The organism is Mucilaginibacter sp. GW821-FHT07G05 (assembly GCF_059418565.1).
On the sequence record NZ_JBWKQC010000010.1, the window covers coordinates 56,352 to 78,824 of the forward strand.

Here is a 22,473-nt window from a genome sequence, read left to right on the forward strand (position 1 = left end):
TAAATTAACCGTTGACGACCTCTCCGCCGTTGACATGGATGACCTGCCCGGTGATAAAGGAAGCATCGTCCGAAGCCAGAAAAACATAAGCCGGGCCGAGTTCCGAAGGCTGACCGGCACGCTTCATGGCTGTTTCGCTGCCAAACTTTTTGATCTTCTCCTCATCAAAAGTGGAAACGATCAGCGGCGTCCAGACCGGGCCTGGCGCGACCGCATTTACCCGGATCTTTTTATCGGTCAGATTCGTGGCCAGTGATCGGGTAAAACTGGTGATCGCCCCTTTGGTCGAAGAATAGTCGATCAGGTTGGGCGAGGAGCGATAAGCCGTTACCGAAGTGGTATTGATGATACAGTCACCCTCGGAAAGGTATTCCAGCGCTTCGTTAGCAAAATGGAAATAGGCAAAAATGTTGGTGCGAAAAGTATCCTCCAGTTGCTTCTCGTCGATCTCCTTTGGATTTTTTTGGGGTACCTGTATCCCGGCATTATTGACCAGAATATTCAGCCCGCCCAATTTGGAAACAGTGGCGGCCACCGCTTTTTTACAAAAAGCAGCTTTTTTGACATCACCTTTCAACAACAGGCATTTCCGCCCTTCCGCTTCCACCAGGGATTTGGTTGCTTTGGCGTCGATATCCTCATCATAATAAACGATTGCTACATCCGCGCCTTCGCGCGCAAAATGCACGCTGACCGCCCGGCCAATACCCGAATCACCACCGGTGATCAGTGCCACTTTATCATGCAGCTTACTGGAACCTGCGTAGCTGCTTTTAATATATTCCGGTGTCGGGTCCATGTTGGCCTCTATACCGGGTTGCTTGTTTTGTTTTGCCGGGGTCTTTGCCATTATGCTTCGCTCTCCTGTTTGATAGAAGCCATATCGATCACGTAGCGGAAACGCACATCCTCGTCCTTGATCTTTTCATAAGCTTCATTGATATCCTGGATATTGATCATTTCTACCTGCGGCAAAATGCCGTGCTCAGCGCAGAAGTTCAGTACTTCCTGGGTTTCGGCGATACCACCGATCAGCGAACCGCCCACACTGCGGGCTTGTGAAGCCAGTTCCATATTGTTCAGCGGCGCTTTATAAGGTGCCAGCAAACCAACGGTAACCAAATTACCGCGACGGTGGATCAATGAAATGTAAGGGGTAATATCGAACGGATCAGGGATTGTTACCAAAATGAAATTAAAGTATTTTTCATACTGCTTCATTTCCGCTTCGTTCTCCGACACGATCACCTGATCGGCACCCAGTTCAATAGCTACCGAACGTTTTTCTTCTTTGGTCGTAATGGCGGTCACTTCCGCGCCCATGGCTTTGGCGATCATCACGCCCATGTGGCCCAAACCACCGATACCCACCACGGCTACTTTATCACCGGCTTTTACGCCCCAGTGGTTCAACGGTGAGTAAGTTGTCACACCGGCGCAAAGGATGGGTGCGGCTTTACTGATGTCCAGGCTTTCCGGGATGCGCAGCACGAAATCTTCTTTCACGACCAGGTTATTGGAGTAGCCGCCGAAGGTATTGTATTTGGTTTCATCAGCTACGAAGTAGCCATTATAGGTCATGGTCGGTCCGTGCGGGTGTTCGCAGAATTGTTCTTCGCCCTCATGGCAGGCCGAACAGCTTTTACAACTGTCGATCATACAGCCTACGCCCACGATATCGCCGACCTTGAATTTGGTGACGGCTTGGCCAGCAAAAGTGATACGTCCGATCACTTCGTGGCCGGGTACACAGGGATAGAGCGTGTTTTTCCAGTCGTTCGCTACCTGGTGCACATCCGAGTGGCAAACGCCGCAATAGAGTACCTCGATCAATACTTCGTTGACCTGCGGCGCGTCGCGCTCAAAGTCCATCGGTTTCAGGGTTTCGCCGCCGATCAGTGCGCCTGAGGCACCATAGGCTTTAGTGGCTATTTTTTCCAGTGTGGCTGTCGTTTCCATAATTTGTATTAATTCTTGCTTTGATTAATTTTTGATCTCCACCGGTTCGGTCTTTTCAGTTTCCTTGCGTTGCTCCCAGGGTTTCAGTACCACTTTTACGCAGTCGTCTTCTTTTTTATCAAAGATCTCGTAGCCGCGGGTCACTTCGCTTAATGGTAAGGTATGGGTGATGATATCGTCCAGTACCACTTTCTCGGTTTTGACCAGTTCGATCAGGTGATCGATATAGTTCAGCACCGGTGCTTGGCCCATTTTCAGGGTGATGCCTTTATCGAAGGCACGGTGCAGCGGGAAATTATCATAGGTCGAGCCATAAACACCCATGATACTAACAGTACCCAAGCGGCGTACGGCTTTCAGGCACATATCCAGCACTTTCATGCTGCCGACCTCGAAATTGAAAAGGGCTTTGGCTTTGTCCATGATGTCGCGTTCAGGTTCAAAGCCTACCGCATCGACGCAAACATCGGCACCACGGCCGCCGGTCATTTCGCGGATGGCTTCTACCACGTCCACTTCATGCGGGTTGAGCGTTTCGACTTTGTTAACGGCTTTGGCTTTTTCCAAACGGTAATTGAGCGGATCGATGGCGATCACGCGGCTGGCACCATTCAGCCAGGCGGCTTTCTGCGCCATCAGGCCAACGGGGCCGGAACCGAAAATAGCGACTACCTCGCCGCCTTTCAGTTGCGCCCAGTCGATAGCCGACCAGCCGGTAGGGAAAATATCGGTCAGGAACAGCACCTGCTCGTCGCTCATGTTTTCAGGCACTACGCGCGGGCTGATGTCGGCATAGGGCACGCGGACGTATTCGGCCTGTCCCCCTGAATAACCGCCATAAAGGTCGGTGTAGCCGAACAGGGCGGCACCTTTACCGTCCGCCATATCGCCTTCCGGGCCGTAATGTTTGTAGTTGGAGTTTTCGCAGGCGGGCGAAGCATCATGCTGGCAGAAAAAGCAATGCCCGCAGGAAATGGGAAATGGTACGACTACGCGGTCGCCTTTCTTCAGGTTCTTGACGCCTTTGCCGACTTCTTCAACGATGCCCATGAATTCATGGCCCATCACCATCGGGTGGGTTTGCGGGACACCGCCGCTGAGTATATGCAGGTCAGAGCCGCAAATGGCCGTCGAAGTAACCTTTAATATGACGTCCGTGTCCTGTTCCAGGCGCGGATCTTCAACGGTATCGTAGCGGATGTCGCCGGGTTTGTGGAATACTGCTGCTTTCATAAGTATAATTCAGATTTTGATGTCTAAAAGGAACAGGAGCTTCCGCTTATAGTTTGGGTTAATTTTAAATAAAAATTATATTTTTTAACTTGTTTTTAAAACTTAGGTTTCCCGGCCGGGTTATTCTGCAAAACACTTAAATGAAAAGAACGATCAGTTTGCAGGGAAAAACGATAGTCATCACCGGGGCATCAAGTGGTGCCGGAAGAGCAGCGGCCCTGGAATTTGCTAAATATCAAACCAACCTGGTGCTGGCTGCCCGGAACGGGTCAGCCTTAAACGAGGTTAAAGCGGAATGCGAGGAACTGGGTGCGCAGGCTTTAGTTGTAGTGACCGATACCAGCGATGCCAAAGCCATGATCGCATTAGCCAATGCGGCCGTGAACTGGCAGGACCGGATCGATATCTGGGTAAACAATGCGGGTGTACTGGCAGCCGGTGATTTCGACAAAACGCCGATGGCGGTGCATGAGCAGGTGATCAAAACCAATCTCCTGGGTTATATGAACGGCGCGCACGCGGTGCTACCATTTTTTAAAGAACAAGGCTGGGGCACGCTCATCAATAATATTTCCATCGGCGGCTTTTTACCGGTGCCGTACGGGGCGGGTTATACTGCGGCTAAGTTCGGCTTGCGCGGCTGGTCGGAAGCTTTGAAAGGGGAACTGACCGAATGGCCGGAGATCCATATCTGCGACCTGTTCCCGGCTTTCCTGGATACGCCCGGCATCCAGCATGCAGGCAATTATACCGGTAAAGTTTTGAAACCGGCACCACCGGTCTATGACCCGGTGCGTGTCGCGCAGGCGATGGTTAAAGTTGCGCAGCGGCCCTCGGCCAATACTTATGTGGGCAGCGTTTCGCTGTTGTTAAAATTTGGCCATGCCCTTTTCCCGGAACTGATGACCAAAGCCACCGGACTGGTCATGCGTAAATACCTGAATGCTGCGGATGAAATAGCGTTAAGCGACGGCAATGTATTTACAACGGTGGAATACGGCATGAGTACCCATGGAGGTTTTGGATTGCCGGGCGAGCCTAAAGCGCACCGAAAATATGTCGCTGGGATATTGCTGACCGGATTGGCGATTTGCGTGCTACAGGTCATGAAAAAAAAAAAGCAAGTTGAATATGCTTTGATAATAGGCATACCCTTGTTTCGATTTAGTTTTAGACCACCGACGAGACCTTATCTTCAGCTAATCGAGGTTGAAGGGTTTGGATAAATAATGATCAGCCTCCGCCGCAGCCCAAAGATTGGATGTCGCTGTTCGCAGAAAAGTAGATCACCGGGATAGGACAAAGATCCGGGTCGCATTTGATCTTTTGCGTGGCTGCGATACCACCCTCATGGGGTACCCTTGAGGAAGCCGACTGGATCGTGCTCACCTATCCTGACTGCGGCGATAAAGCTGCAGATATTGAGAATATCCTCGTCGTCATCAAAGATTAGCAACCTTTCATGCGGTAACCAGTGGGATCATAAAATTAAATGTCGAACCATTACCTGGGCTGCTTTCCACCCATATCCTGCCTTGGTGGTCCGTCACGATCTTGGAGCTGATAAAAAGCCCCATACCCAGTCCGGTGTGGCTTTTCAGCACATCCTTTGCCCGGTAGAATTTTTCAAAGACAGCAGCTCTTGTTTCAGCGTCCATCCCGCGGCCCTGATCGCTGATACTTATGGTAATCATACCCGGTTCGGTTAAGGCGGTGTTGATCGTGATCAGGGTATTTTTTTCTGAATATTTACTGGCATTACCCAGCAGGTTAGCCATGACCTGCTCCATGCGCAGTTCATCGATCAGTACATACACATCATCGCAAAAGGCGGTATGGAGTTCGTGATGGGGTAAGATATTGCGCATAATAGCTCCCTGGCTATTCAAAAACGCGTTCAGGCCGACAGGCTGCATATGGTATTGCAGATTACCGTTCTCGATCTTGGAGATATCCAGTAACTGATGCACCAGGGTCATCAGTTTATTAGATTGCACGTCGATCTTGGTCAGCAACGAGCGAAGGTGTTCGGGAATCGGGTCCTTGATCGCTTTAGCCATCTGTGTATAAGCTTTGAGTACCGTCATCGGTGTCTTCAACTCATGGCTCGCGATGGAGATGAATTCGGTCTTTTTCTCATCGATCAGCCGGGATTGGCGCAGTTCCTCCTCTTTCTCGCTGGCCAGCCGGTGCAGGGTCAGGTTGCGTTGTTTGATCTCTTCATAGGGATTCAGCGGCGCTTCTTCTTCAAAGTCTTTTTTTAGTGCCGCGATCTTTACCGGGTCGAGCTTTAAGGACCGCGGCAAACCGATCTTCATGGTGATCATATTGTTCAGCTCCGATTCCGTCAGGACAAACTCCGGCAACAGCTTTTGCGCATAATAAAAGCCAGCATCGGCATTGGTAAACCTGATTTCCTTATCAAAAGTCACGGTAGCCATCAGGCTGAAGCGGGTTTTATTTTGCTCCAGACCAATATGAAGGATGCCGTCATCGGTGTGTTCGATCACCGTACGGGCGATCTCGGACACGGCGGTAGCAAAGGTCGTTTGCGTCGCGACTGTCAGACCCAGTTTTTCGGCTACCCTCATGGACCGCTTATGTGCCAGCACCAGGTCCATCTCATTTTCTAAAGAGATCGCTACTACATTATTCATTTTACTTTTGCAATTATTACCGACATATCATCATTGCGCCGGGCATGGTCTTTATAGACCGCTGCCGCTAAGATCGTGGAATCGTATTTATACATCATCGGATAACGGGCCAGTTCGATACGCGTTTTGATCCCGTCTGAACATAACATCACCTGGTTAAATTCTTCAGCCGGGTATTCCTGGTCATTCATCGTATTGGGAATATTATGCCCGACAATGCCGTTATAAGACATATGGTTCTTAAAATTAACCGGGCCGAACAGCCGGGCCGCGATGTTACCCACGCCGGCAAAGGTCCAGATCTTGCGCGCGGGATCGTAGGCTAGTATGTTAATGACCGCACCGCGGGTTTTCTTGATATCGTTATGGATAAAGCGGATGGTTTCGGTCGGGCTGTAATCCGGAAAGATCTTAAAAGCATTGGCCGCTTCATTGACCGCCTTGTTGGCCTCGGGTCCGTGGCCCAGGCCATCGGCTAGCATCATTTTCAGGTACTTATCGGTTTTCTTGTAAACAAAGCCGTCGCCGCTGGTCTTTTCACCCGGCTTGGCAACCACGATTGGGCGCATGATGACCTGGTGCTTTTCCTTTACCTTATCTGGGTCGCTGTACACACGGCTCAGTACGATCGTGCCCCAGCCGATCTGTGAGTATAATTCGAAGGTGTCCGACATTCTTTTCATACTGCCCAGGCCATGGCCCAGCGTGTTAGAGGTGGATATGCCATCCTGCATCATTCTGGCCGGGTTCACCATACCGGGGCCGTTATCGATGCTGATCAGCTCGACATAAGGGTTGCCGCCATTGGCAAAGACACCCATCAGCAATTCGCCGTCGTTGCTGTATTTAAAGAGGTTGGAAGTCATTTCGGCCACGATCAGGTCAAGTTCGTTGATCCGGGCGGGCGCTATCCCGCCTTCCGTGGCCAGCCGGTGGATCTCTTTTTTGATCAGCGAAAAATAACTGCGGTCATCGGCCGTAAAACTGATATGCGTTGCGTCAACCATTGGCCCACTTTAAAATGGTGACCACGGTTCCGTCGCCAACCTTGCTTTTGATATCAAATTCATTGACCAGCCGTTTGGTGCCGGGCAGGCCGAGCCCCAGACTTTTTCCGGTGGAGAAACCGTCGCGCATGGCAGCAGCTATATCGGGAATACCTGGACCCTTATCCGAAAATGTCAACCGCACACCGTTGTTGCGGCCACTGGACACCACCTCGATGATACAAACCCCGCCCTCGGCATAGCGCATCATATTACGCACCAGTTCGCTGGCGGCGGTCAGCAGGCGGGTCTGGTTAACCAAACCCATTTTGATCTTGACGGCCGTTTCTTTAATGCGGTTCTTCAAAAAAACCACATCCTGCTCCTTTAAGACCTGGATCGTATCTTTACTCAGCGATAAGGTCATCATCGGTCTGGTCTTCGTCTGCTTCGTCTTCGGTCTCGTCGATCATGGTTTTCAGCAAATTCATGCCTTTTTCCATATCCAAAGCGGTGTGCACGCCTTTCAGCGGCAAGCCCAGCTCAATTAATGTAATAGCTACCGCGGGCTGCATACCCACGACCACTGTTTCCGCATCCAATATCTTGGACATACTAGCGATATTACCGATAATCCGGCCCATGAACGAATCCACGATGGATACCGCTGAAATATCAATTAAAACGCCCTTTGCATTAGTTTTGTTAACCATCTGTACCAGGTCGGCCTCTAAATTGAGCGCCAGCCGGTCGTAAAGGTCAACCTGTATCGTCACCAGCAAAAAGGCACCCATCCGTAGAATAGGGATTTTATCCATTGCTCAGGATTTTAAATTTTTGTAACTGTACCGACTTTTTTTACTTCCAGCCGCATCACTTTAAATGAATGAGCCAGCGCGCTGGCTAGAGTTGCTTTGGTAATAATGTTGGAAAGGTCGATGCCTAAATGTACGATGGTTTGCGCGATCTCCGGGCGAATACCACTAATGATACATTCTGCACCCATTAGGCGTGTCGCGCTTACTGTTTTGATCAAATGTTGCGCCACCAGCGAATCTACCGCCGGCACACCTGAAATATCCAGAATTGCTATACTTGAACCCGTTTCCACGATCTCCTGTAATAGGTTTTCCATCACGACCTGAGTGCGGGCGCTATCCAGTGTACCGATGATCGGCAATGCCAGAATGCCGTCCCAGACCCGGATCACCGGTGTTGAGATTTCCGTGATCTCGTCCGTCTGACGAAGGATCACTTCTTCGCGGCCCTTTATAAAGGTTTCGAAGGTCACCACACTTAAACTGTCCATGATGCGGTTGACTTTCAGACTTTCCTTGAAAAGCGTCGCCGGGTCATCAGTTATCTCCTGCTGGAGTACATCTAAAATGGCTTCTTTCAGCGAGAACACAAAATTACCGGTTTCGCGCGGGCTGAAACCCTGACGCGCACGCGTAATGGCAATTCCGCCCAGGATCTCGATCACCGGGCTCCACTCGTCGGAATCCAAGTTGGTAAAGTTATCAGCGGATAAATTGCTGACCAACGCATTGATCAGTTCTTCCGACTGGCTTCGCAGTTCGTCATTACTGATCAGGTCTTCACGTAAGCCTTCGTCGGCCAACTGGTTCTTCATCCAAAGTTCCAGTATATTTTTCTTTTTGTTTTTTAACAACGCTTGGGTGTTTAGTGACATGAGTGAAGGATACAGGTTAAAAATTGATAAGCTATATTTTCCAAACTTGGCAAAGTGGAATAAAGAGGAAAGGTAGACAATTGATTTGGCAATGACCAAATTATTTTGCCGCCCCGCTAATAATAAATTAGTAGTCAAAATAATTACGCGCAGGTTAAAACATAAGTTATCCAGAGAGGTTGTATTAACACATTATAATCTCTCCTCACCGGGATGTTATCCTGGGAACTACCACATTATTTACTTTAAAATTTACAATCATGTTTCATCATGTAAAAGACCTGCAGTTCAATGCCAGGGTGTCGCGCCCTGACCCGCGCTTTGCCAATTTATTATTAGAGCAGTTCGGCGGCGAGAACGGCGAGCTGGCCGCGGCCATGCAATACTTCACCCAGGCGTTTGGCGCGAAGGCCGCCCACCCGGACAAATATGATATGCTGATGGATATCGCTACCGAAGAATTCAGCCACCTGGAGATCGTCGGCGCCACCATACAGATGCTATTAAAAGGAGTTAACGGCGAACTAAAAGATGCCGCTGAACAAACGGACTTCATGGTTGCCATGAATGGCAAAGCCGAAAAAGAAAGTGTGATCCACGCGGCTTTGTCGGCCAACCCGCAGTTCGCTATTATTACCGGTGGCGGCGTAACCCCACGCAATAGCCAGGGTATTCCCTGGTGCGCTTCTTACGTCAATTCCAACGGTGACCTGACGGTCGACCTGCGTACGAATTTAGCATCGGAATCGCGGGCCAAACTGGTTTACGAGCACCTGATGAAATTTACCGATGACCCTTATATTCACGAAACACTGTCATTCTTAATGACCCGTGAGGTGACCCACTATAAAATGTTCGAGGCAGCACTGAACAGTATTCCCGATAACTTCCCGCCCGGCGTATTAGGCGCTGACCCGCGCTACCTGCAAAACGTCTACAATCTATCGGCCGGTACCATCAGAGGACCCTGGAATGAAGGCGAGATACCGGATATGGGTAAAGACTGGGTTTACGTAGCTGACCCGATCGCTCAGGCCGTGACGACAGTTGGGCAAACCAAGCTATCTGATGATTTCAGTAAAGAACTAAAGGATGCGGAAAAGCTGGACAAAAAAATGAGCGAAGTGAAAAGCACTGAAGAGAAAAATGCCGAACCGGCAGGCGTAGCTCAGTGGAGCGATTATAAAACCATAAAAGACTAAAACAATAACATAACAAACATCAATTACCATGAAAACAACGACCTCAAAAACAGGCAAAATGGAAAATACAGAGTTCCACGAATTCTTTGTAGACGAATTGAAAGACATTTACTGGGCTGAAAAACATTTGGCAACGGCCTTGCCTAAAATGAAGAAAGCGGCAACCAGCCCCGAACTGGCCGCAGCCTTTGATAAACATTTGGGCGAAACCAAAACGCATATCGAAACTTTGGAAAAAGCTTTTGAGCTGTTAGGCGAAAAAGCCGCAGCCAAAAAATGTGATGCGATGGCCGGTATACTGGAAGAAGCCAGCGGTATCATTGAAGATACGGAAAAAGGTACCATGATCCGAGATTGCGGTTTGATCCTTGGCGCGCAGAAAGTAGAACATTACGAGATCGCTACCTACGGTGGTTTGCGGACTTTAGCGGCTGCTATGGGACACCAGAATGTGGCTGACCTGTTACAGCAAACGCTGGATAACGAAAAAGCCACCGACGAAGCACTGACCGCGATCGCCGAAAGTTTGGTGAACGCTGAAGCGGTTGCTGAATAAGCTTAATAACTTTATAAATTATCGATAAGGTTGCTGAAAGGCAGCCTTATTTTTTGACATTTTTATACATGGAAAACTTTACGATGTTGCAATTCTTTGAATGGTATTACCCGGCAGACGGTAGTTTGTGGAACCATTTCAAGGCTGAAGCGGAACGCCTGAAAAATATCGGTATCGATACCGTCTGGCTGCCACCCGCTCATAAAGGCATGGCGGGCAATCAAGCCAATGGTTATGATTCTTACGATCTGTACGACCTGGGGGAATTTGACCAAAAGGGTTCGGTAGCCACCAAATACGGCACCAAACAGGAATTGATCGATGCGGTGGCCGCAGCCAAGGCCGCCGGTCTAAAGGTGTATGCCGATATCGTGCTGGATCATATGGGCGGCGCGGATGAAAAGGAGACCATTACGGTTCGTAAAGTTAACCCGGAGAACCGCAATGAATTTATCAGCGATCACTACGAGATCGAAGCCTTTACCAAATTTACCTTCCCCGGTCGCAAGGGTCAATATTCGCAGTTCATCTGGAATCACCAGTGTTTTGCCGGTGTGGATTATGATGCGCGTACCGAGGAAACAGCCATTTTCAGCATCCAGAACGAATCCGGTGATGGCTGGCAGCAGGTGATGTCCGATGAGAACGGTAATTATGATTTCCTAATGCTTTGCGATATCGACTTTCGTAATCTGAACGTGCGCGAAGAACTTAAACGCTGGGGCAAATGGTATTATGAGACCGTAGGCTTTAACGGCTTTCGACTGGACGCCGTTAAGCATATGGACCCGACCTTTTTTAATGAATGGCTGGATTACCTTCGCGCGGAATTAGGCCATGAATTTTTTACGGTAGGAGAGTACTGGGAGCCTTATCACCTGCAGCCCATGCTGGATTATATCGAAGCGACCTGTGGCCGTTTGTCTTTGTTCGACGCGCCTTTACAAGGCAACTTTCACAAAGCTTCCAACGAAGGGAACAATTATAACCTGTGCACGATCTTCGATGGCACACTCGTACAGACCAATCCCGGTCTGGCGGTCACCCTGGTGGAGAATCATGATACCCAGCCCTTACAATCTTTGGAACAACCCGTGCAGGCCTGGTTCCGACCCTTAGCTTATGCGCTGATCTTATTGCGTAACGAGGGGTATCCCTGCGTATTCTATACCGATCTGTACGGTGCGCGGTATAAAGACAAAGGCGGTGACGGTGAAGACCACAAGGTGACCCTTGATAAGGTCAACGAAATGGAAGCCTTGCTGTATGCGCGTAAACATTTTGCTTATGGCGAACAGCGCGATTATTTCGATCATCCGAACTGCATCGGCTGGACACGTGCAGGCGATGAAGAACATCCCAACTCCGGTTGCGCGGTCATCTTGTCTAATGGCGAAGCCGGTACAAAAAATATGGAGATCGGCAGCCGGTTTGCCGGTAAAATATTGACAGACCTGCTGCAAAAAGTTGAAGACGAAATCACAATTAACGAGAACGGCTGGGCAGAATTTAAAGTACAAGCCGGTTTGGTTGCCGTATGGGTTCTAAAACAATAATTGCATAACATTTTATACTGATCTTCTTTGGCCTGTTGGTGCGCTTGCGCATGCATGTGATCGAGATCGGTATTTTGTTTTATTTGTTCCAGTTCCACATCAGGTGCATCGATGCCGAGCTTTTTCTGAATTACTTCCAGCATACGCAGGATCTTGGTGATTTCTATCTCCGCACGCACATTGGTTTTGAATTCCAAGGCTTTGCGCACTTTTTCGAGCTGACGTTGACGGTGCTGGCTGATCAGGACCGCAACCGAAAGAAAAATCGCAAAGATAGATACACCCAGCTCCAGTCCGCCGAAAAGGTAAGGCTCGACAGGTTTCAGCCTCAGCAGCCCCAGGTTCCAGAGAAAGTAAAAACTATATAAGCGATACACACTCACAAAAAACGTAAGCTGCCGAAGAGATCGGTGATCCGGGCACTCAGGCCGTCGTTGCGGGAAGCCGTATGCTAATCATCATCAAATTAATTATCGCTGACCTGCGCCGCCTTCTTGCGCTGTTTGTTCACACTGTGCCGCTTCAGAAATTATAAGGAAAGGTAAAGTCCATGTACTGCCGGCTGCGGCTGTCGTTGGCGGGTATCTGACTCAATTGTGGTGTCACATTTCGCTACATGATCAGCCATGGCACGGGTCAGCGTAGCAGGTACACTATTCGCCTGCCCGAAACAAAAGGCCATATAAAAGCAGCAAGCTTAAAAAATCTTTAAGCTTGCTTTTTCAGCGGTGTACGCCTGCTGGATTTGCGTTTCTGGTTTTCTTCGGCCGCGTCGATCGAATGCGTGCAGGTGATATCATCCTCTTTTTCCGCCAAGGCCGATAATTGCGCGTAGAATTTATGTAAATGGTCCAGCTCTTTTTCGGTCAGGTTCTCAATATCCACTATGCGGTTACTGGTGCCTTCATGCGAAGCCAGTAGTTCATTTAATTTCAAGTGGATCGCTTTGGAATCTTTGTTCTGGGATTTCTGGATCAGGAACACCATTAAAAACGTGATGATGGTCGTTCCGGTATTGATCACCAGCTGCCAGGTCTCGGAATACTTAAACAAAGGGCCGCAAACTGCCCAGACGACAACCGTCAGGGCCGCAAAAATAAATGCCGCCGAACTGCCGGTAGCAGCGGTCGCCCAGTTGGAAAACCGCTCCATGAAATTCATTTTCTTTTTCATTGGGGTATTTAAGCCGCGGCATAATAGCCAACTTTTTCGATTAAGTCGTCAATATTAAAAGGTTTCGCCAGGAAATCATTCGCCTGGCAGCCATTGTCCTGCAGGACATCCTTCGCATGCGTGGCCGAAACCATGATGATCGGGATATCCCGGCTTTGGGCAGCGGCTTTCAGTTCCCGGCAGATGTCCCGACCGTCCATATCGCCGAGCATTACATCGAGCAGGATCACATCAGGATGCAATTGTTCCACTAACGCTGCGATACCATGGCCATTGTCCATCTCATTGACGGCATAACCTTCGGTTTCCAGGATCAGGTGGATCACCTCGCGGATGTCATTGTCATCATCGACGACCAGTATTTTTTTAGGAGTTTCCATTATAATTAGTGTTTTAAGCATCGCACTAATTAAAAAATGAGCCCAAAAGCGCACTCTCTTCGTAGGTAGATGTTTGTAAATATTTTTATGCCGCTTTTTTCGGGCCTTTTAAATTTTCTAATTCGCTTTTCAGCATAGCCATAGGTTGTAAGTCAAAAGATATTAATAATACAGTGGTCATGGCAGTTGCTTTCATGCTATAAATCCGTTAAATACCATGCCGTGAATATTAAGGCTCACCTGCGGGGCTGACTTATGGTGAACTGTAGCTTATTCCCTACGATAGGTTATTTATTACACACATTGGCCAGAGGTAAATTTGAAGTTAGCAAATCGCCATCGCTTATCACCTTAATGCCATAAGAAGCAGGTTATTGGAGTTTTATAATTTATACCTTATTTTTGCGCAAATGACCGATTTTCTTGAAGTACACTTTCGTAAAGACCTAGATGACGTACAGCGTATCCCGATCATCGACGAATTGCTGGATATTATCTGCAGTACTACCGGCATGGGGTATTCCGCAGTAGCCAGGGTGACGGAAGACCGCTGGATCGCCTGCGCGGTAGCGGACAAGATCAATTTCGGGCTAAAACCAGGCGGCGAACTAAAAGTGGAAACGACGCTTTGCCACGAGGTTCGTCAAATGGAGGAGGCAGTCGTCTTTGATGACGCACTGAACGATGAAACCTACCGAAATCACCATACCCCTGAAATTTACGGTTTACGGAGTTATATTTCTGTTCCCATTGTGCTCAAAGATGGCCGCTTCTTCGGAACACTTTGTGCCATCGACCCTAAACCCCATGCCCTGAAAAACCGGGAAGTTATGGGCATGTTCAAATTTTATGCGGAACTGCTGGCCTTTCACCTCAGTACCACCGAACAGCTGGCCCAAACAGAGGAACGTCTGCAGGAAGAAAAAGGCCTGGCGGAACTGCGCGAACAATTCATCGCCATTCTGGGCCATGACCTCCGCAACCCTGTCGGCGCTGTAAGAAATGTCGCCCAACTGCTTAAACGTGGTGATCTGGGGCCGGATAAGATCGCGCATTTTGCCAATGTCCTGTTAAATTCTTCCCACCGCATGATCGGGCTGATCGACAACATCATGGATTTTGCCCGCGGCCGTATGGGTTCCGGTATCCTCCTCAGTAAAGAAAAGACCCTGATCCAGCCTGTTTTGGAGCATGTGACGGAAGAACTACAGTTGATCTGGCCGGAACGCGCCATCGAAACGAATTTCCAGATCAGCGACCCGCATGACCTCGATACCACCCGCATCGCTCAGTTGTTCAGTAACCTGCTCAGCAATGCGCTGACCCACGGGCAGGCAGACCGGCCTGTCAGCGTGGAGGCGTTGATAAAGAACGGTCAATTCCTGTTACACGTCCGCAACAGCGGCGAACCTATCCCCGAACAAAACCTGAAATCCCTTTTTCTCCCGTTTTCCCGAGGCCATGAGGACGGAAAGGAAGGATTGGGTTTGGGGCTTTATATTTCAGCTGAGATCGCTAAAGCCCACGGCGGTAGGATTGAAGTCCGGTCGGATGAACAGCAAACGGTATTTACGCTTATCATCTAAGCAATTAGTCGCTCGATCTTTTCCACGAGCACGTCAATATCAATAGGTTTCAAATAAAATTTTAAAAAGTACAGTAATGATCGTATAAAATGGAAAAATAATGCCTACTATTGCAAAGTTATCCACACCCCGGTAACAAGATAGTATCAAAAATGACCTAAAATTAGGTCAAAAAAATTGTTTCTAATTTGGTACTGAAATCTCATAACTTACTGATAATCACTACCTAAGTACTTTCTGTATCGGCAAATAATGCAGCAAAGTATCGCAAAATAAACATATAACAAAACAAATAAACGCCTCACTATCAAATAGTTGAGGCGTTTTTCTTTGCGTTTATTCTTGGTCGGCGCTGTTTGTTTGGATTTTTTTGTAACTGGGTTGTGACTCAAATGAATATTTGTAACTGAAAAAAAATGAGGCGAAATTAGTGCACATAATGACATCTAATGATATTTAAAGACACTTAAGGACACTTAAGGACACTAATGATGAACGATTTTTTGAACTTAAAAATTAAAAATAAATAGTGAGAACAAAGGCGATATTACTGTTGGTGAGAATTGAAGTTACAAAATTGGCAGAAATGGAGATATTGCGTGTTCGATAAATCGTGCGGAAATATCAATACCTTTAATATTTGCACCATTGCGAGCTAATAGTCGGGTATTTGATCCCTCTCCACAACCGATATCAATGCCTGAAAGACCTCGGATATGGGGCGGCATCTTTAACTAAGGATGGCGTATTCAGATGATCCCGGTACACATCATATCCAGATCTCGATAATACTGTCCAGGCTTTTGCGTAGTTGTCTCAATATTGTCCGGCTTCTGTTTCTTGCATAGTTCTATTAGCTAATTTACAAGGACATTCCGTCTAACTGGAAAACTCACCAAAATGCCATAGTATTCCGGAAGGGTCATGTACAAAGCACTCTTTTCCCCAATCTAAGTTTTTGACAGGGCTTATTCTTACTTTCTCATAATTAACCGGTAAGTTCAAATCAGAGAGTTCTTTCCAAAACCTTTCGACGTCATCGACTTCCATAAAGATCATGGTGTTGTCTACCCAATCCTTTACATACGCATCTTGTAAATAAAAGGAGGTTACTCCGCTTTTAAATACGGACATCTTAGGTGATATTACTGTTTCTTCAAATCCCAGGTCGCGGTAAAACTTTCTCGAAAGTTCAAAGTTTTCGGCACCAATGAAGGGCCTGATCGATATTGCTTTATGGTTCATATTGATATAAGTTAGCATGTAAATAAGTGTCGGTTAGTGCAAAAGATCGGTGTTTTATACAGGTGAAGATGCAATGAAGTGATCTTTAATCGCTCGTGTGGTCATGAGGTAACCTGTAAAGATCATCCAGCATACCATCGCAAAGAGAAAAAGTCTGAACCCAAAGAGACTGGCAAAGTCAAACCGGAGTAGTAGCTCTATTATCGCCAGCAGGATAAAAAGCACCCCATAATACCCTATCCATCTGGGAAGGCGGGAAAATACAATGATCAGGATGGACCAGACCAGAATAGCCAGGGAACTGGCTATGATAAAAATGTAAGCCATTGGCCGGCTGATCATCAACCCGTAATTGACAACACTTTCAATAACTACGGCTGGCTGTTTACCACTTAAGTTCGACAAAAACATCGGTATCGTCAGGCCATTGATCGTTCCGGCGATCAAAGCAGCAATAATACCGAGCGCACTGATGATGAATGCAAAGATGGAGATGTTGCTTTTCGTCATTAAAAAACAGAAAGTCCATAAAAGCCGAATGCAAGGAATGGTAAACTCAAAATTGCCAGTGAGTGGGATACCATCATGACATACCGTATTTTCAGGATATGTTCAGTACTCCCTCCGCTTGGGTGAAGAACCATAGTCAGGATGGCTAAAAGCGGCCCGATGATCAGGCAAATACCAGAAAGTTTTTGAAATTGATTTTCCACAGATCTTTGTTAGAATGTTGAACAAAAATAAGGGAAAACGGACCCTGTGTCACTTGATTCAAATCAAGATGCGGTTTTTGACCTTACAATTTTTTCCCTGACCCTGCTTAAGGTCTCGGGTGTCACCTTAAGATAAGATGCGATCATTTTTAATGGGAATTGTTGTATCAGCAGCGGTTTGCTATCTAATATCAGCTGGTATTTTTGTAATGGCGTAAGTGAATGATCAAAGAAATGAACCCGTGAAGTAGACCGTTCCAATATGCTTCCTAATTGAAGAAAGGAGGAAGACCGGCCAATTAAATAGTGAATGGTATCGATTTTAACTTCCAGCACCAGGCCATCCGTGAATGCGGAGATGGCGGTGTCTGACGGTTGTTGGGTAATAAAGCTTTTATAATTTAAAAACCATTCATTTTCGATGTAAAGATCAATGATGTTGACATCAGTTTCATCCTTTAGGTCATGTTGATACAAAGCCCCCTTAACCACGAAAAAAATTGACTTGGCTGTTTCTCCCTTACCTTGTAACATTTCGTTTTTTGAGACGTGGCGGAGCTTTGCTTCTTTTTCGAAAAGTAAAATGTCATCAGCAGTGTAGGTGCCGGTGGTCTTTAGGGCAAATGAAACCATAATAAACATTAAAAACAGAAAAATACTCATGCATTTCGCTTGCTAAATTATAAATATATTTTTTACTGAAGGTATGTCAATTCACATAGAATAGTGCTTGGAAAAAAGGATAAACTGGTCTGAGTTTTTAGGTGAATATTCAAAATGATGTATCACATGATACCTGAATTATTAATGAGCAAATGTAACGGCCTCCCTGAAGCCAGAAACTTAGCAGCAAAGGCGTCAATGGAAACCGGGTCCATCAGATCCATCGTTTCCAGTTCTATATTAAATACTCCAGCCAGGCTCTTTTTCGCTTTCGCTGAATTTCTTGCAGGTATAATTACCGTAGCGCCGGCTGCTACCAATGCTTTTACAGTTTCTAACCCAATGCCTGCATAACCGCCTGTAACAATAGCTGTTTTTCCTTTGAGGTCAATTCCTTTGATCACATAGGTGGCAGTAGATGCGGCGCCAAAGCCTGAACCTGGGGTGCTGTAATGCACCGTAATAATTATTAGCTTCCATTTTAATTCAACTCTGTTAATTAACTTTTATGTGAAAGCTCGATCTCATAACCATCAGGATCGGTTATCCATGTGGCGTAATAACCCGGATAATATTCGGAGAAAACCCGTGGAGCATCGATAATATGCGCTCCGGCTGCAACAGCCGTTTCATGAAATTCATGGATCTGCGCATGGTCTTTCGCAATTAAGCCGATATGTACGCCATTGGAAACCGGCTCTCCTTGCTTCAGCCAGAAAAAGATGCTTTTATTGTCACCAAATCCTTTGAGATCAGGATGGCCATCTTCACCTTTGAAGTCCATTGACAGGGTTACACCAAGGGGCTCAAAAATGGTATTATAAAAAGCGACTGAGCGCTCGAAATCGCTTACTGTGAGAATAATGTGATCGATCATATTTTTGATTTTAATATGATGCTAAGGTAGGCGCTCGTTGAGTAGGCTCGGTTTGTTTTAAAGGCCGATTTTACTTTGCTATAAAGGCCATGATCTTTCAAAAATTATACGATTGGAATAAAGTCTCACATCCGCTATGTTAATCATAGCATCAAACCGAAGGGAACGCCTCCTGACGTGCTGTCAGCATTTTCTCATGTAACTCCGCGATCGTTCTCTTTTTGCTGGCTTCGATCTTTTTCATCCAGTAAGCAGAACCTCCCTTTGGATTATATCTGCACCCGAACTCCATTAATTCTACCATCAGCGGTATCAGGTCCAGCCCTTTATCGGTCAGATAATAAAGAAACTTGGAGGCATTGCTTTCCGAGACCTTTTTGATCAGGTAGTTTTCATCCATCAGCAAGTTAACCCGGTCTGATAAGACAGATGGGGCGATATGTTCCGCGGAGGCCTTCCATTCCAGCCAGGAGTTTTTGCCCTCGAAGATCATATCCCGCAGTAATAACAAGGTCCATTTATCGCCAAAAACATCCAGGGTATAACCCACCGGGCAAGTCGACCTGCTTCCAATTGTTTTCATAATGTCATTAAGTAAAGTAGTATTACTTTAGTACTACTTTGTGTCTATGTTTGTAGTATTAAATCAATACTGCAAATTTATAAATAAATGTACTTCATAAGAATAACCGCCTACATGGCACCGTCAAATTTCAGGACATATGCTTATCAGGCACTATAATATGACTTTGTAGTGGAACTTAACGCTAAGAACAAAAAAATCATGAAAGCAATTCAACTAACAGCGACCGGGAATCCGGTAGAAAACCTGAAACTCGTAGACCTTCCAAAACCTACATCACCCGGTTCGGGCGAGGTGATCATTCAAATGGAATACAGCCCTGTCAACTTCAGCGACCTGATGGTGGCGAAAGGCATTTACTTTATACAACCGGAATTGCCTGCCGTGATCGGCGGCGAAGGTGTCGGCGTGATAACAGAAGCGGGCCCGGGAGTAGATCAGGTAAAAGTCGGTGACCGGGTGGTTTTGCCTTTCGGCACTTATGCCTGGGCCGAATATGTAAAAGCGCCTGCCGAAAAACTATTTGCCTTGTCGCCGGATTCAGATCCCAAACAAGCGGCCATGGCTTCGATCAATCCGCCGACGGCCATCTTATTATTGGATGAGTATGTCAAATTAGCGCAGGGTGACTGGATCGTCCTGAATGCAGGTAACTCCAGCGTGGCCAATACCCTGATCACTGTAGCTAAGTCGCGCGGTGTAAAAAGCGTTGCGATCGTTAGAAGACCGGAAGCGGTTGCAGCAGCTAAGATCGCGGGTGCGGACGTGGTTGTGGTAGAAAGCCCGACGACAGTGCATGAAGTTAAAAAGGCAACCGGCGGCGCGAATATCAAATTGGGTCTTGATGCAGTAGGCGGGCAATCTTCGGCCATACTGGCCCAGATCCTCGGCCAGGAAAGCCATTTAGTGGCTTATGCCATTTTAAGCGGACAGCCTATGGTGGTCAGCCAGGTTGATCTCATCGTCAAACGGTTAAAGGTTCACGGTTTCTGGATGTACCTGTCGGAATTCCTGCCTAAACTGGATGCTGCCGTTAAGGAAGCAGATTCATTCATCGCCTCAGGCGCGATCAATGTGCCTATTGCAGCGACCTATCCGCTAAGCGCGATCAGGGAAGCTGTAGAGCATTCCATCAGGGGCGAAAAAATTTTACTTGACTTTACTGTCTAAAATTTCACCTGTCAATCAACAACTATCTATGAAAAGGGAATCATTTAAATTTAACATCCAGCAAAGCGTGCTGGATACTATTGAAGCCAAACTGGCAAATGCAAATATCTCGCTGGCACATGCCGAATCCGGCTGGCAAAGAGGCACCGACGCTAATTATCTGAAGGAACTTGTCGACTATTGGCGAACCAGCTATGACTGGCGTAAACAGGAAAGGGCATTGAACAGGTTCGATCACTATACGATAAAGATCCAAGGGCACCAGGTACATTTTATCTATCAAAAAGGTAAAGGAAATGATTCAAAGCCTTTGATACTGACCCATGGCTGGCCCGACAGCTTTTATCGCTTTGATAAAGTGATCGACTTGCTGACCGATCCTAAAGATGGTAGCCAGAGTTTTGATGTAATCATTCCCTCTTTGCCGGGATTTGGTTTCACGGATAGTTTCCCGCTGGAAATAACGGCTGATATCTGGAAAGAACTGGTGACGGAGGAACTGGGCTATGAAAGTTTTTATGCAGCTGGTGGAGATATCGGCGGCACCATTACCATGCAGCTGGCTGAAAATCATCCTACAAATGTTAAAGCGATACATTTAACCGATGTTGGGCTTCCCACCGGGAGTGAGCCGATCCTGCAAACTTCACCGACAGTCAGGGAGTTTGCTGCCGCAATTCCACAAGGACTGATGAAGGTAGGCGCATTTTTGTTATTGCAGGCCTCCAAACCACAAACCTTAGCTTTTGCTTTAAATGACTCGCCGGTCGGTTATGCTGCCTGGGTGACCGAAAAATTTAACGATTGGACGGACAATAACGGTGCAAAAGAGGAAACGTTCTCCAAAGATGAGTTACTGACACACATTATGCTCTACCTGGTATCCGATACGGTGCAGTCGTCCCTGCATACCTATTACGACTGGACAAGGCTTCAGCCTACAGCAAAACTTCAGGTGGCGTCAGCTTATGCGCAATTTCCTAAAGAACCGATCGTGCCGCCCAAAGAATGGGTGGAGAGCCGGTTGAACCTGCAACGCTATACAGTTATGGCCAAAGGCGGACACTTCGGCGCATGGGAAGCGCCGGAATTATATGCTGCGGATCTAAAAGCATTCTTCTCACAATTTTAACACACCTGAATGATACAATGATAACAACAAAAGGATACGCAGCGCAAAGCGCTCATGAAGAATTACAGCCATGGACCTTTGAACGAAGGGATGTCGGCGCACACGATGTGCAGATCGAGATACTCTATTGCGGGGTATGCCACTCCGACCTGGCACAGATCAATAATGAATGGTTCCCGGGCTTGTTTCCCATGGTTCCGGGCCATGAGATCGTGGGGCGCGTGGTAAGTGTCGGTGAACACGTAAAGCAGTTCAAATCCGGTGATCTCGCCGGTGTAGGAGCGCTTGCCAATTCCTGCAAATCATGCGCTCACTGTGACGAAGGCCTGGAAGTTTATTGTGAAAATGGTGTGGTGCCGACTTACAATGCAGTAGATAAATACAATGACGGTTTGCCAACCTACGGAGGCTACTCCAACCAGATCGTGATCAACGAAGGATTTGCCCTTCACATTTCCGAGAAGCTGGATCTGGCCGCCGCGGCACCTTTATTGTGTGCCGGTATCACCACTTACTCCCCGTTAAAACATTGGGGCGTTGCCAAAGGGCATAAACTGGCCGTATTAGGCCTGGGTGGTTTAGGACATATGGCCGTTAAGTTCGGTGTGGCCCTGGGTGCGGAAGTGACCGTCTTGAGTACCTCTCCTAAAAAAGAGACTGACGCCAAAAAGCTGGGAGCACATCATTTCGTGGTGACCACTAATGCGGAGGAGGTAGAAAAGGTAAAGAACTCGTTTGATTTCATCATCGATACGGTCAGCGCAGAACACGACTTTGATTTTTACGGATCTTTATTAAGACTGAACGGAGTTCATATTCTGGTGGGTATCCCGCCTAAGGGTTTCGAGGTTAAAAATGTGGTCATGTTCCAGTTAGGCCGCAAGAGCATTGCCGGTTCGGCTGTGGGAGGGATTGCTGAAACCCAGGAAATGCTGGATTTCTGTGCGGAAAATAACATCGTAGCTGATATTGAGCTGATTGATATCAAAGATATCACCACATCTTTCGACCGGATGATGAAAGGCGACGTGAAATATCGTTTTGTGATCGATATGGCCACCTTATAAGCCGATCCGTTTTGAAAATGAACCAAAGTAACCCGTCGAAAG

At 47.3% G+C, this 22,473-nt stretch carries 26 protein-coding genes and 1 pseudogene; 8 read left to right on the top strand and 19 right to left on the bottom strand.

The window, feature by feature from the left end; translation table 11 throughout:
* Nucleotides 1-4: 4 nt before the first annotated feature.
* From AC07NA_RS21625 to AC07NA_RS21635, 3 genes are read right to left on the bottom strand one after another with little or no spacing between them, the layout of a single operon-like run.
* Entirely contained in the window at nt 5-850 is an 846-nt protein-coding gene (locus AC07NA_RS21625) for an SDR family oxidoreductase (RefSeq protein ID WP_494899694.1), read from the bottom strand.
* Nucleotides 850-1,959, bottom strand: a complete 1,110-nt coding sequence (locus AC07NA_RS21630) for an NAD(P)-dependent alcohol dehydrogenase (RefSeq protein WP_494899695.1) — start codon at nt 1,957-1,959, stop codon at nt 850-852. The genes AC07NA_RS21625 and AC07NA_RS21630 overlap by 1 nt, the downstream gene beginning before the upstream one ends.
* A gap of 24 nt (nt 1,960-1,983) precedes the next feature.
* Nucleotides 1,984-3,192 carry a zinc-dependent alcohol dehydrogenase gene (locus tag AC07NA_RS21635; RefSeq protein WP_494899697.1) on the bottom strand — a complete coding sequence of 403 codons (1,209 nt, stop codon included), beginning with the start codon at nt 3,190-3,192 and terminating at the stop codon, nt 1,984-1,986.
* Nucleotides 3,193-3,332: 140 nt separating this feature from the next.
* Here AC07NA_RS21635 and AC07NA_RS21640 point away from each other — a divergent pair, with 140 nt between their 5' ends.
* On the top strand, nt 3,333-4,418 hold the full coding sequence (locus tag AC07NA_RS21640) for an SDR family oxidoreductase (protein ID WP_494899699.1): 1,086 nt from the start codon (nt 3,333-3,335) through the stop codon (nt 4,416-4,418).
* 234 nt (nt 4,419-4,652) lie between these two features.
* On the opposite strand, the gene AC07NA_RS21645 is transcribed toward AC07NA_RS21640, so the two are convergent.
* The 5 genes from AC07NA_RS21645 to AC07NA_RS21665 are packed head-to-tail and all read right to left on the bottom strand — an operon-like array spanning nt 4,653 to nt 8,666.
* Entirely contained in the window at nt 4,653-5,849 is a 1,197-nt protein-coding gene (locus AC07NA_RS21645) for an ATP-binding protein (RefSeq protein WP_494899701.1), read from the bottom strand.
* Nucleotides 5,846-6,856 (bottom strand): ATP-binding protein, encoded by a 1,011-nt coding sequence (locus tag AC07NA_RS21650; RefSeq protein ID WP_494899703.1) that lies wholly within the window; start codon nt 6,854-6,856, stop codon nt 5,846-5,848. Before AC07NA_RS21650 ends, AC07NA_RS21645 begins: the two co-directional genes overlap by 4 nt.
* Nucleotides 6,849-7,265 (bottom strand): anti-sigma regulatory factor, encoded by a 417-nt coding sequence (locus AC07NA_RS21655; protein ID WP_494899705.1) that lies wholly within the window; start codon nt 7,263-7,265, stop codon nt 6,849-6,851. Before AC07NA_RS21655 ends, AC07NA_RS21650 begins: the two co-directional genes overlap by 8 nt.
* Entirely contained in the window at nt 7,243-7,653 is a 411-nt protein-coding gene (locus AC07NA_RS21660; RefSeq protein ID WP_494899707.1) for an STAS domain-containing protein, read from the bottom strand. Before AC07NA_RS21660 ends, AC07NA_RS21655 begins: the two co-directional genes overlap by 23 nt.
* Before the next feature lie 11 nt (nt 7,654-7,664).
* The gene (locus tag AC07NA_RS21665; protein ID WP_494899708.1) at nt 7,665-8,666 is read right to left on the bottom strand and encodes an STAS domain-containing protein; all 1,002 of its coding nucleotides are present in this window, start codon (nt 8,664-8,666) and stop codon (nt 7,665-7,667) included.
* A 122-nt stretch (nt 8,667-8,788) separates the two neighbouring features.
* Between AC07NA_RS21665 and AC07NA_RS21670 the strand changes: the two genes are divergently transcribed.
* The 3 genes from AC07NA_RS21670 to AC07NA_RS21680 all read left to right on the top strand — a co-directional run bounded on the left by AC07NA_RS21670 (nt 8,789) and on the right by AC07NA_RS21680 (nt 11,842).
* Entirely contained in the window at nt 8,789-9,730 is a 942-nt protein-coding gene (locus AC07NA_RS21670) for a manganese catalase family protein (protein ID WP_494899710.1), read from the top strand.
* 28 nt (nt 9,731-9,758) lie between these two features.
* The gene (locus AC07NA_RS21675) at nt 9,759-10,286 is read left to right on the top strand and encodes a YciE/YciF ferroxidase family protein (RefSeq protein WP_494899712.1); all 528 of its coding nucleotides are present in this window, start codon (nt 9,759-9,761) and stop codon (nt 10,284-10,286) included.
* Between the two features lie 68 nt (nt 10,287-10,354).
* A complete protein-coding gene (locus AC07NA_RS21680; RefSeq protein WP_494899714.1) occupies nt 10,355-11,842 on the top strand; it encodes an alpha-amylase in 1,488 nt (495 codons plus the stop codon).
* Between the two features lie 167 nt (nt 11,843-12,009).
* On the opposite strand, the pseudogene AC07NA_RS21685 reads toward AC07NA_RS21680, so the two are convergent.
* The 3 genes and pseudogenes from AC07NA_RS21685 to AC07NA_RS21695 all read right to left on the bottom strand — a co-directional run.
* Nucleotides 12,010-12,225 (bottom strand): annotated as a pseudogene (locus AC07NA_RS21685) (DUF1003 domain-containing protein); the annotation flags it as partial.
* A 325-nt stretch (nt 12,226-12,550) separates the two neighbouring features.
* Nucleotides 12,551-13,015, bottom strand: a complete 465-nt coding sequence (locus tag AC07NA_RS21690; protein WP_494899716.1) for a low affinity iron permease family protein — start codon at nt 13,013-13,015, stop codon at nt 12,551-12,553.
* 8 nt (nt 13,016-13,023) lie between these two features.
* Complete coding sequence (locus tag AC07NA_RS21695; protein WP_494899718.1) at nt 13,024-13,395, bottom strand: response regulator transcription factor; 372 nt, start codon at nt 13,393-13,395, stop codon at nt 13,024-13,026.
* 410 nt (nt 13,396-13,805) lie between these two features.
* Here AC07NA_RS21695 and AC07NA_RS21700 point away from each other — a divergent pair, with 410 nt between their 5' ends.
* Nucleotides 13,806-14,981, top strand: a complete 1,176-nt coding sequence (locus AC07NA_RS21700) for a GAF domain-containing sensor histidine kinase (protein WP_494899720.1) — start codon at nt 13,806-13,808, stop codon at nt 14,979-14,981.
* Between the two features lie 569 nt (nt 14,982-15,550).
* On the opposite strand, the gene AC07NA_RS21705 is transcribed toward AC07NA_RS21700, so the two are convergent.
* The 8 genes from AC07NA_RS21705 to AC07NA_RS21740 all read right to left on the bottom strand — a co-directional run bounded on the left by AC07NA_RS21705 (nt 15,551) and on the right by AC07NA_RS21740 (nt 19,062).
* A complete protein-coding gene (locus AC07NA_RS21705; RefSeq protein WP_494899722.1) occupies nt 15,551-15,709 on the bottom strand; it encodes a class I SAM-dependent methyltransferase in 159 nt (52 codons plus the stop codon).
* Nucleotides 15,710-15,860: 151 nt separating this feature from the next.
* Nucleotides 15,861-16,226, bottom strand: coding sequence for a VOC family protein (locus AC07NA_RS21710; RefSeq protein WP_494899723.1), 366 nt, complete (start codon nt 16,224-16,226; stop codon nt 15,861-15,863).
* A gap of 54 nt (nt 16,227-16,280) precedes the next feature.
* Entirely contained in the window at nt 16,281-16,736 is a 456-nt protein-coding gene (locus AC07NA_RS21715; RefSeq protein WP_494899724.1) for a hypothetical protein, read from the bottom strand.
* A complete protein-coding gene (locus tag AC07NA_RS21720) occupies nt 16,736-16,939 on the bottom strand; it encodes a hypothetical protein (protein ID WP_494899725.1) in 204 nt (67 codons plus the stop codon). Before AC07NA_RS21720 ends, AC07NA_RS21715 begins: the two co-directional genes overlap by 1 nt.
* Nucleotides 16,940-17,002: 63 nt before the next feature.
* Nucleotides 17,003-17,602 carry a Crp/Fnr family transcriptional regulator gene (locus AC07NA_RS21725; protein ID WP_494899727.1) on the bottom strand — a complete coding sequence of 200 codons (600 nt, stop codon included), beginning with the start codon at nt 17,600-17,602 and terminating at the stop codon, nt 17,003-17,005.
* A 122-nt stretch (nt 17,603-17,724) separates the two neighbouring features.
* Nucleotides 17,725-18,060: an SDR family NAD(P)-dependent oxidoreductase gene (locus tag AC07NA_RS21730; protein WP_494899728.1), complete on the bottom strand. Its 336-nt coding sequence runs from the start codon at nt 18,058-18,060 to the stop codon at nt 17,725-17,727.
* A 41-nt stretch (nt 18,061-18,101) separates the two neighbouring features.
* The gene (locus AC07NA_RS21735; RefSeq protein ID WP_494899729.1) at nt 18,102-18,479 is read right to left on the bottom strand and encodes a VOC family protein; all 378 of its coding nucleotides are present in this window, start codon (nt 18,477-18,479) and stop codon (nt 18,102-18,104) included.
* 151 nt (nt 18,480-18,630) lie between these two features.
* Nucleotides 18,631-19,062 (bottom strand): winged helix-turn-helix transcriptional regulator, encoded by a 432-nt coding sequence (locus tag AC07NA_RS21740; RefSeq protein ID WP_494899730.1) that lies wholly within the window; start codon nt 19,060-19,062, stop codon nt 18,631-18,633.
* Between the two features lie 201 nt (nt 19,063-19,263).
* Between AC07NA_RS21740 and AC07NA_RS21745 the strand changes: the two genes are divergently transcribed.
* The 3 genes from AC07NA_RS21745 to AC07NA_RS21755 are packed head-to-tail and all read left to right on the top strand — an operon-like array spanning nt 19,264 to nt 22,431.
* Nucleotides 19,264-20,232: a zinc-dependent alcohol dehydrogenase family protein gene (locus AC07NA_RS21745; protein ID WP_494899731.1), complete on the top strand. Its 969-nt coding sequence runs from the start codon at nt 19,264-19,266 to the stop codon at nt 20,230-20,232.
* A gap of 28 nt (nt 20,233-20,260) precedes the next feature.
* The gene (locus AC07NA_RS21750; protein ID WP_494899733.1) at nt 20,261-21,364 is read left to right on the top strand and encodes an epoxide hydrolase family protein; all 1,104 of its coding nucleotides are present in this window, start codon (nt 20,261-20,263) and stop codon (nt 21,362-21,364) included.
* Nucleotides 21,365-21,381: 17 nt separating this feature from the next.
* Nucleotides 21,382-22,431, top strand: coding sequence for an NAD(P)-dependent alcohol dehydrogenase (locus tag AC07NA_RS21755; RefSeq protein WP_494899735.1), 1,050 nt, complete (start codon nt 21,382-21,384; stop codon nt 22,429-22,431).
* Nucleotides 22,432-22,473 lie beyond the last annotated feature (42 nt).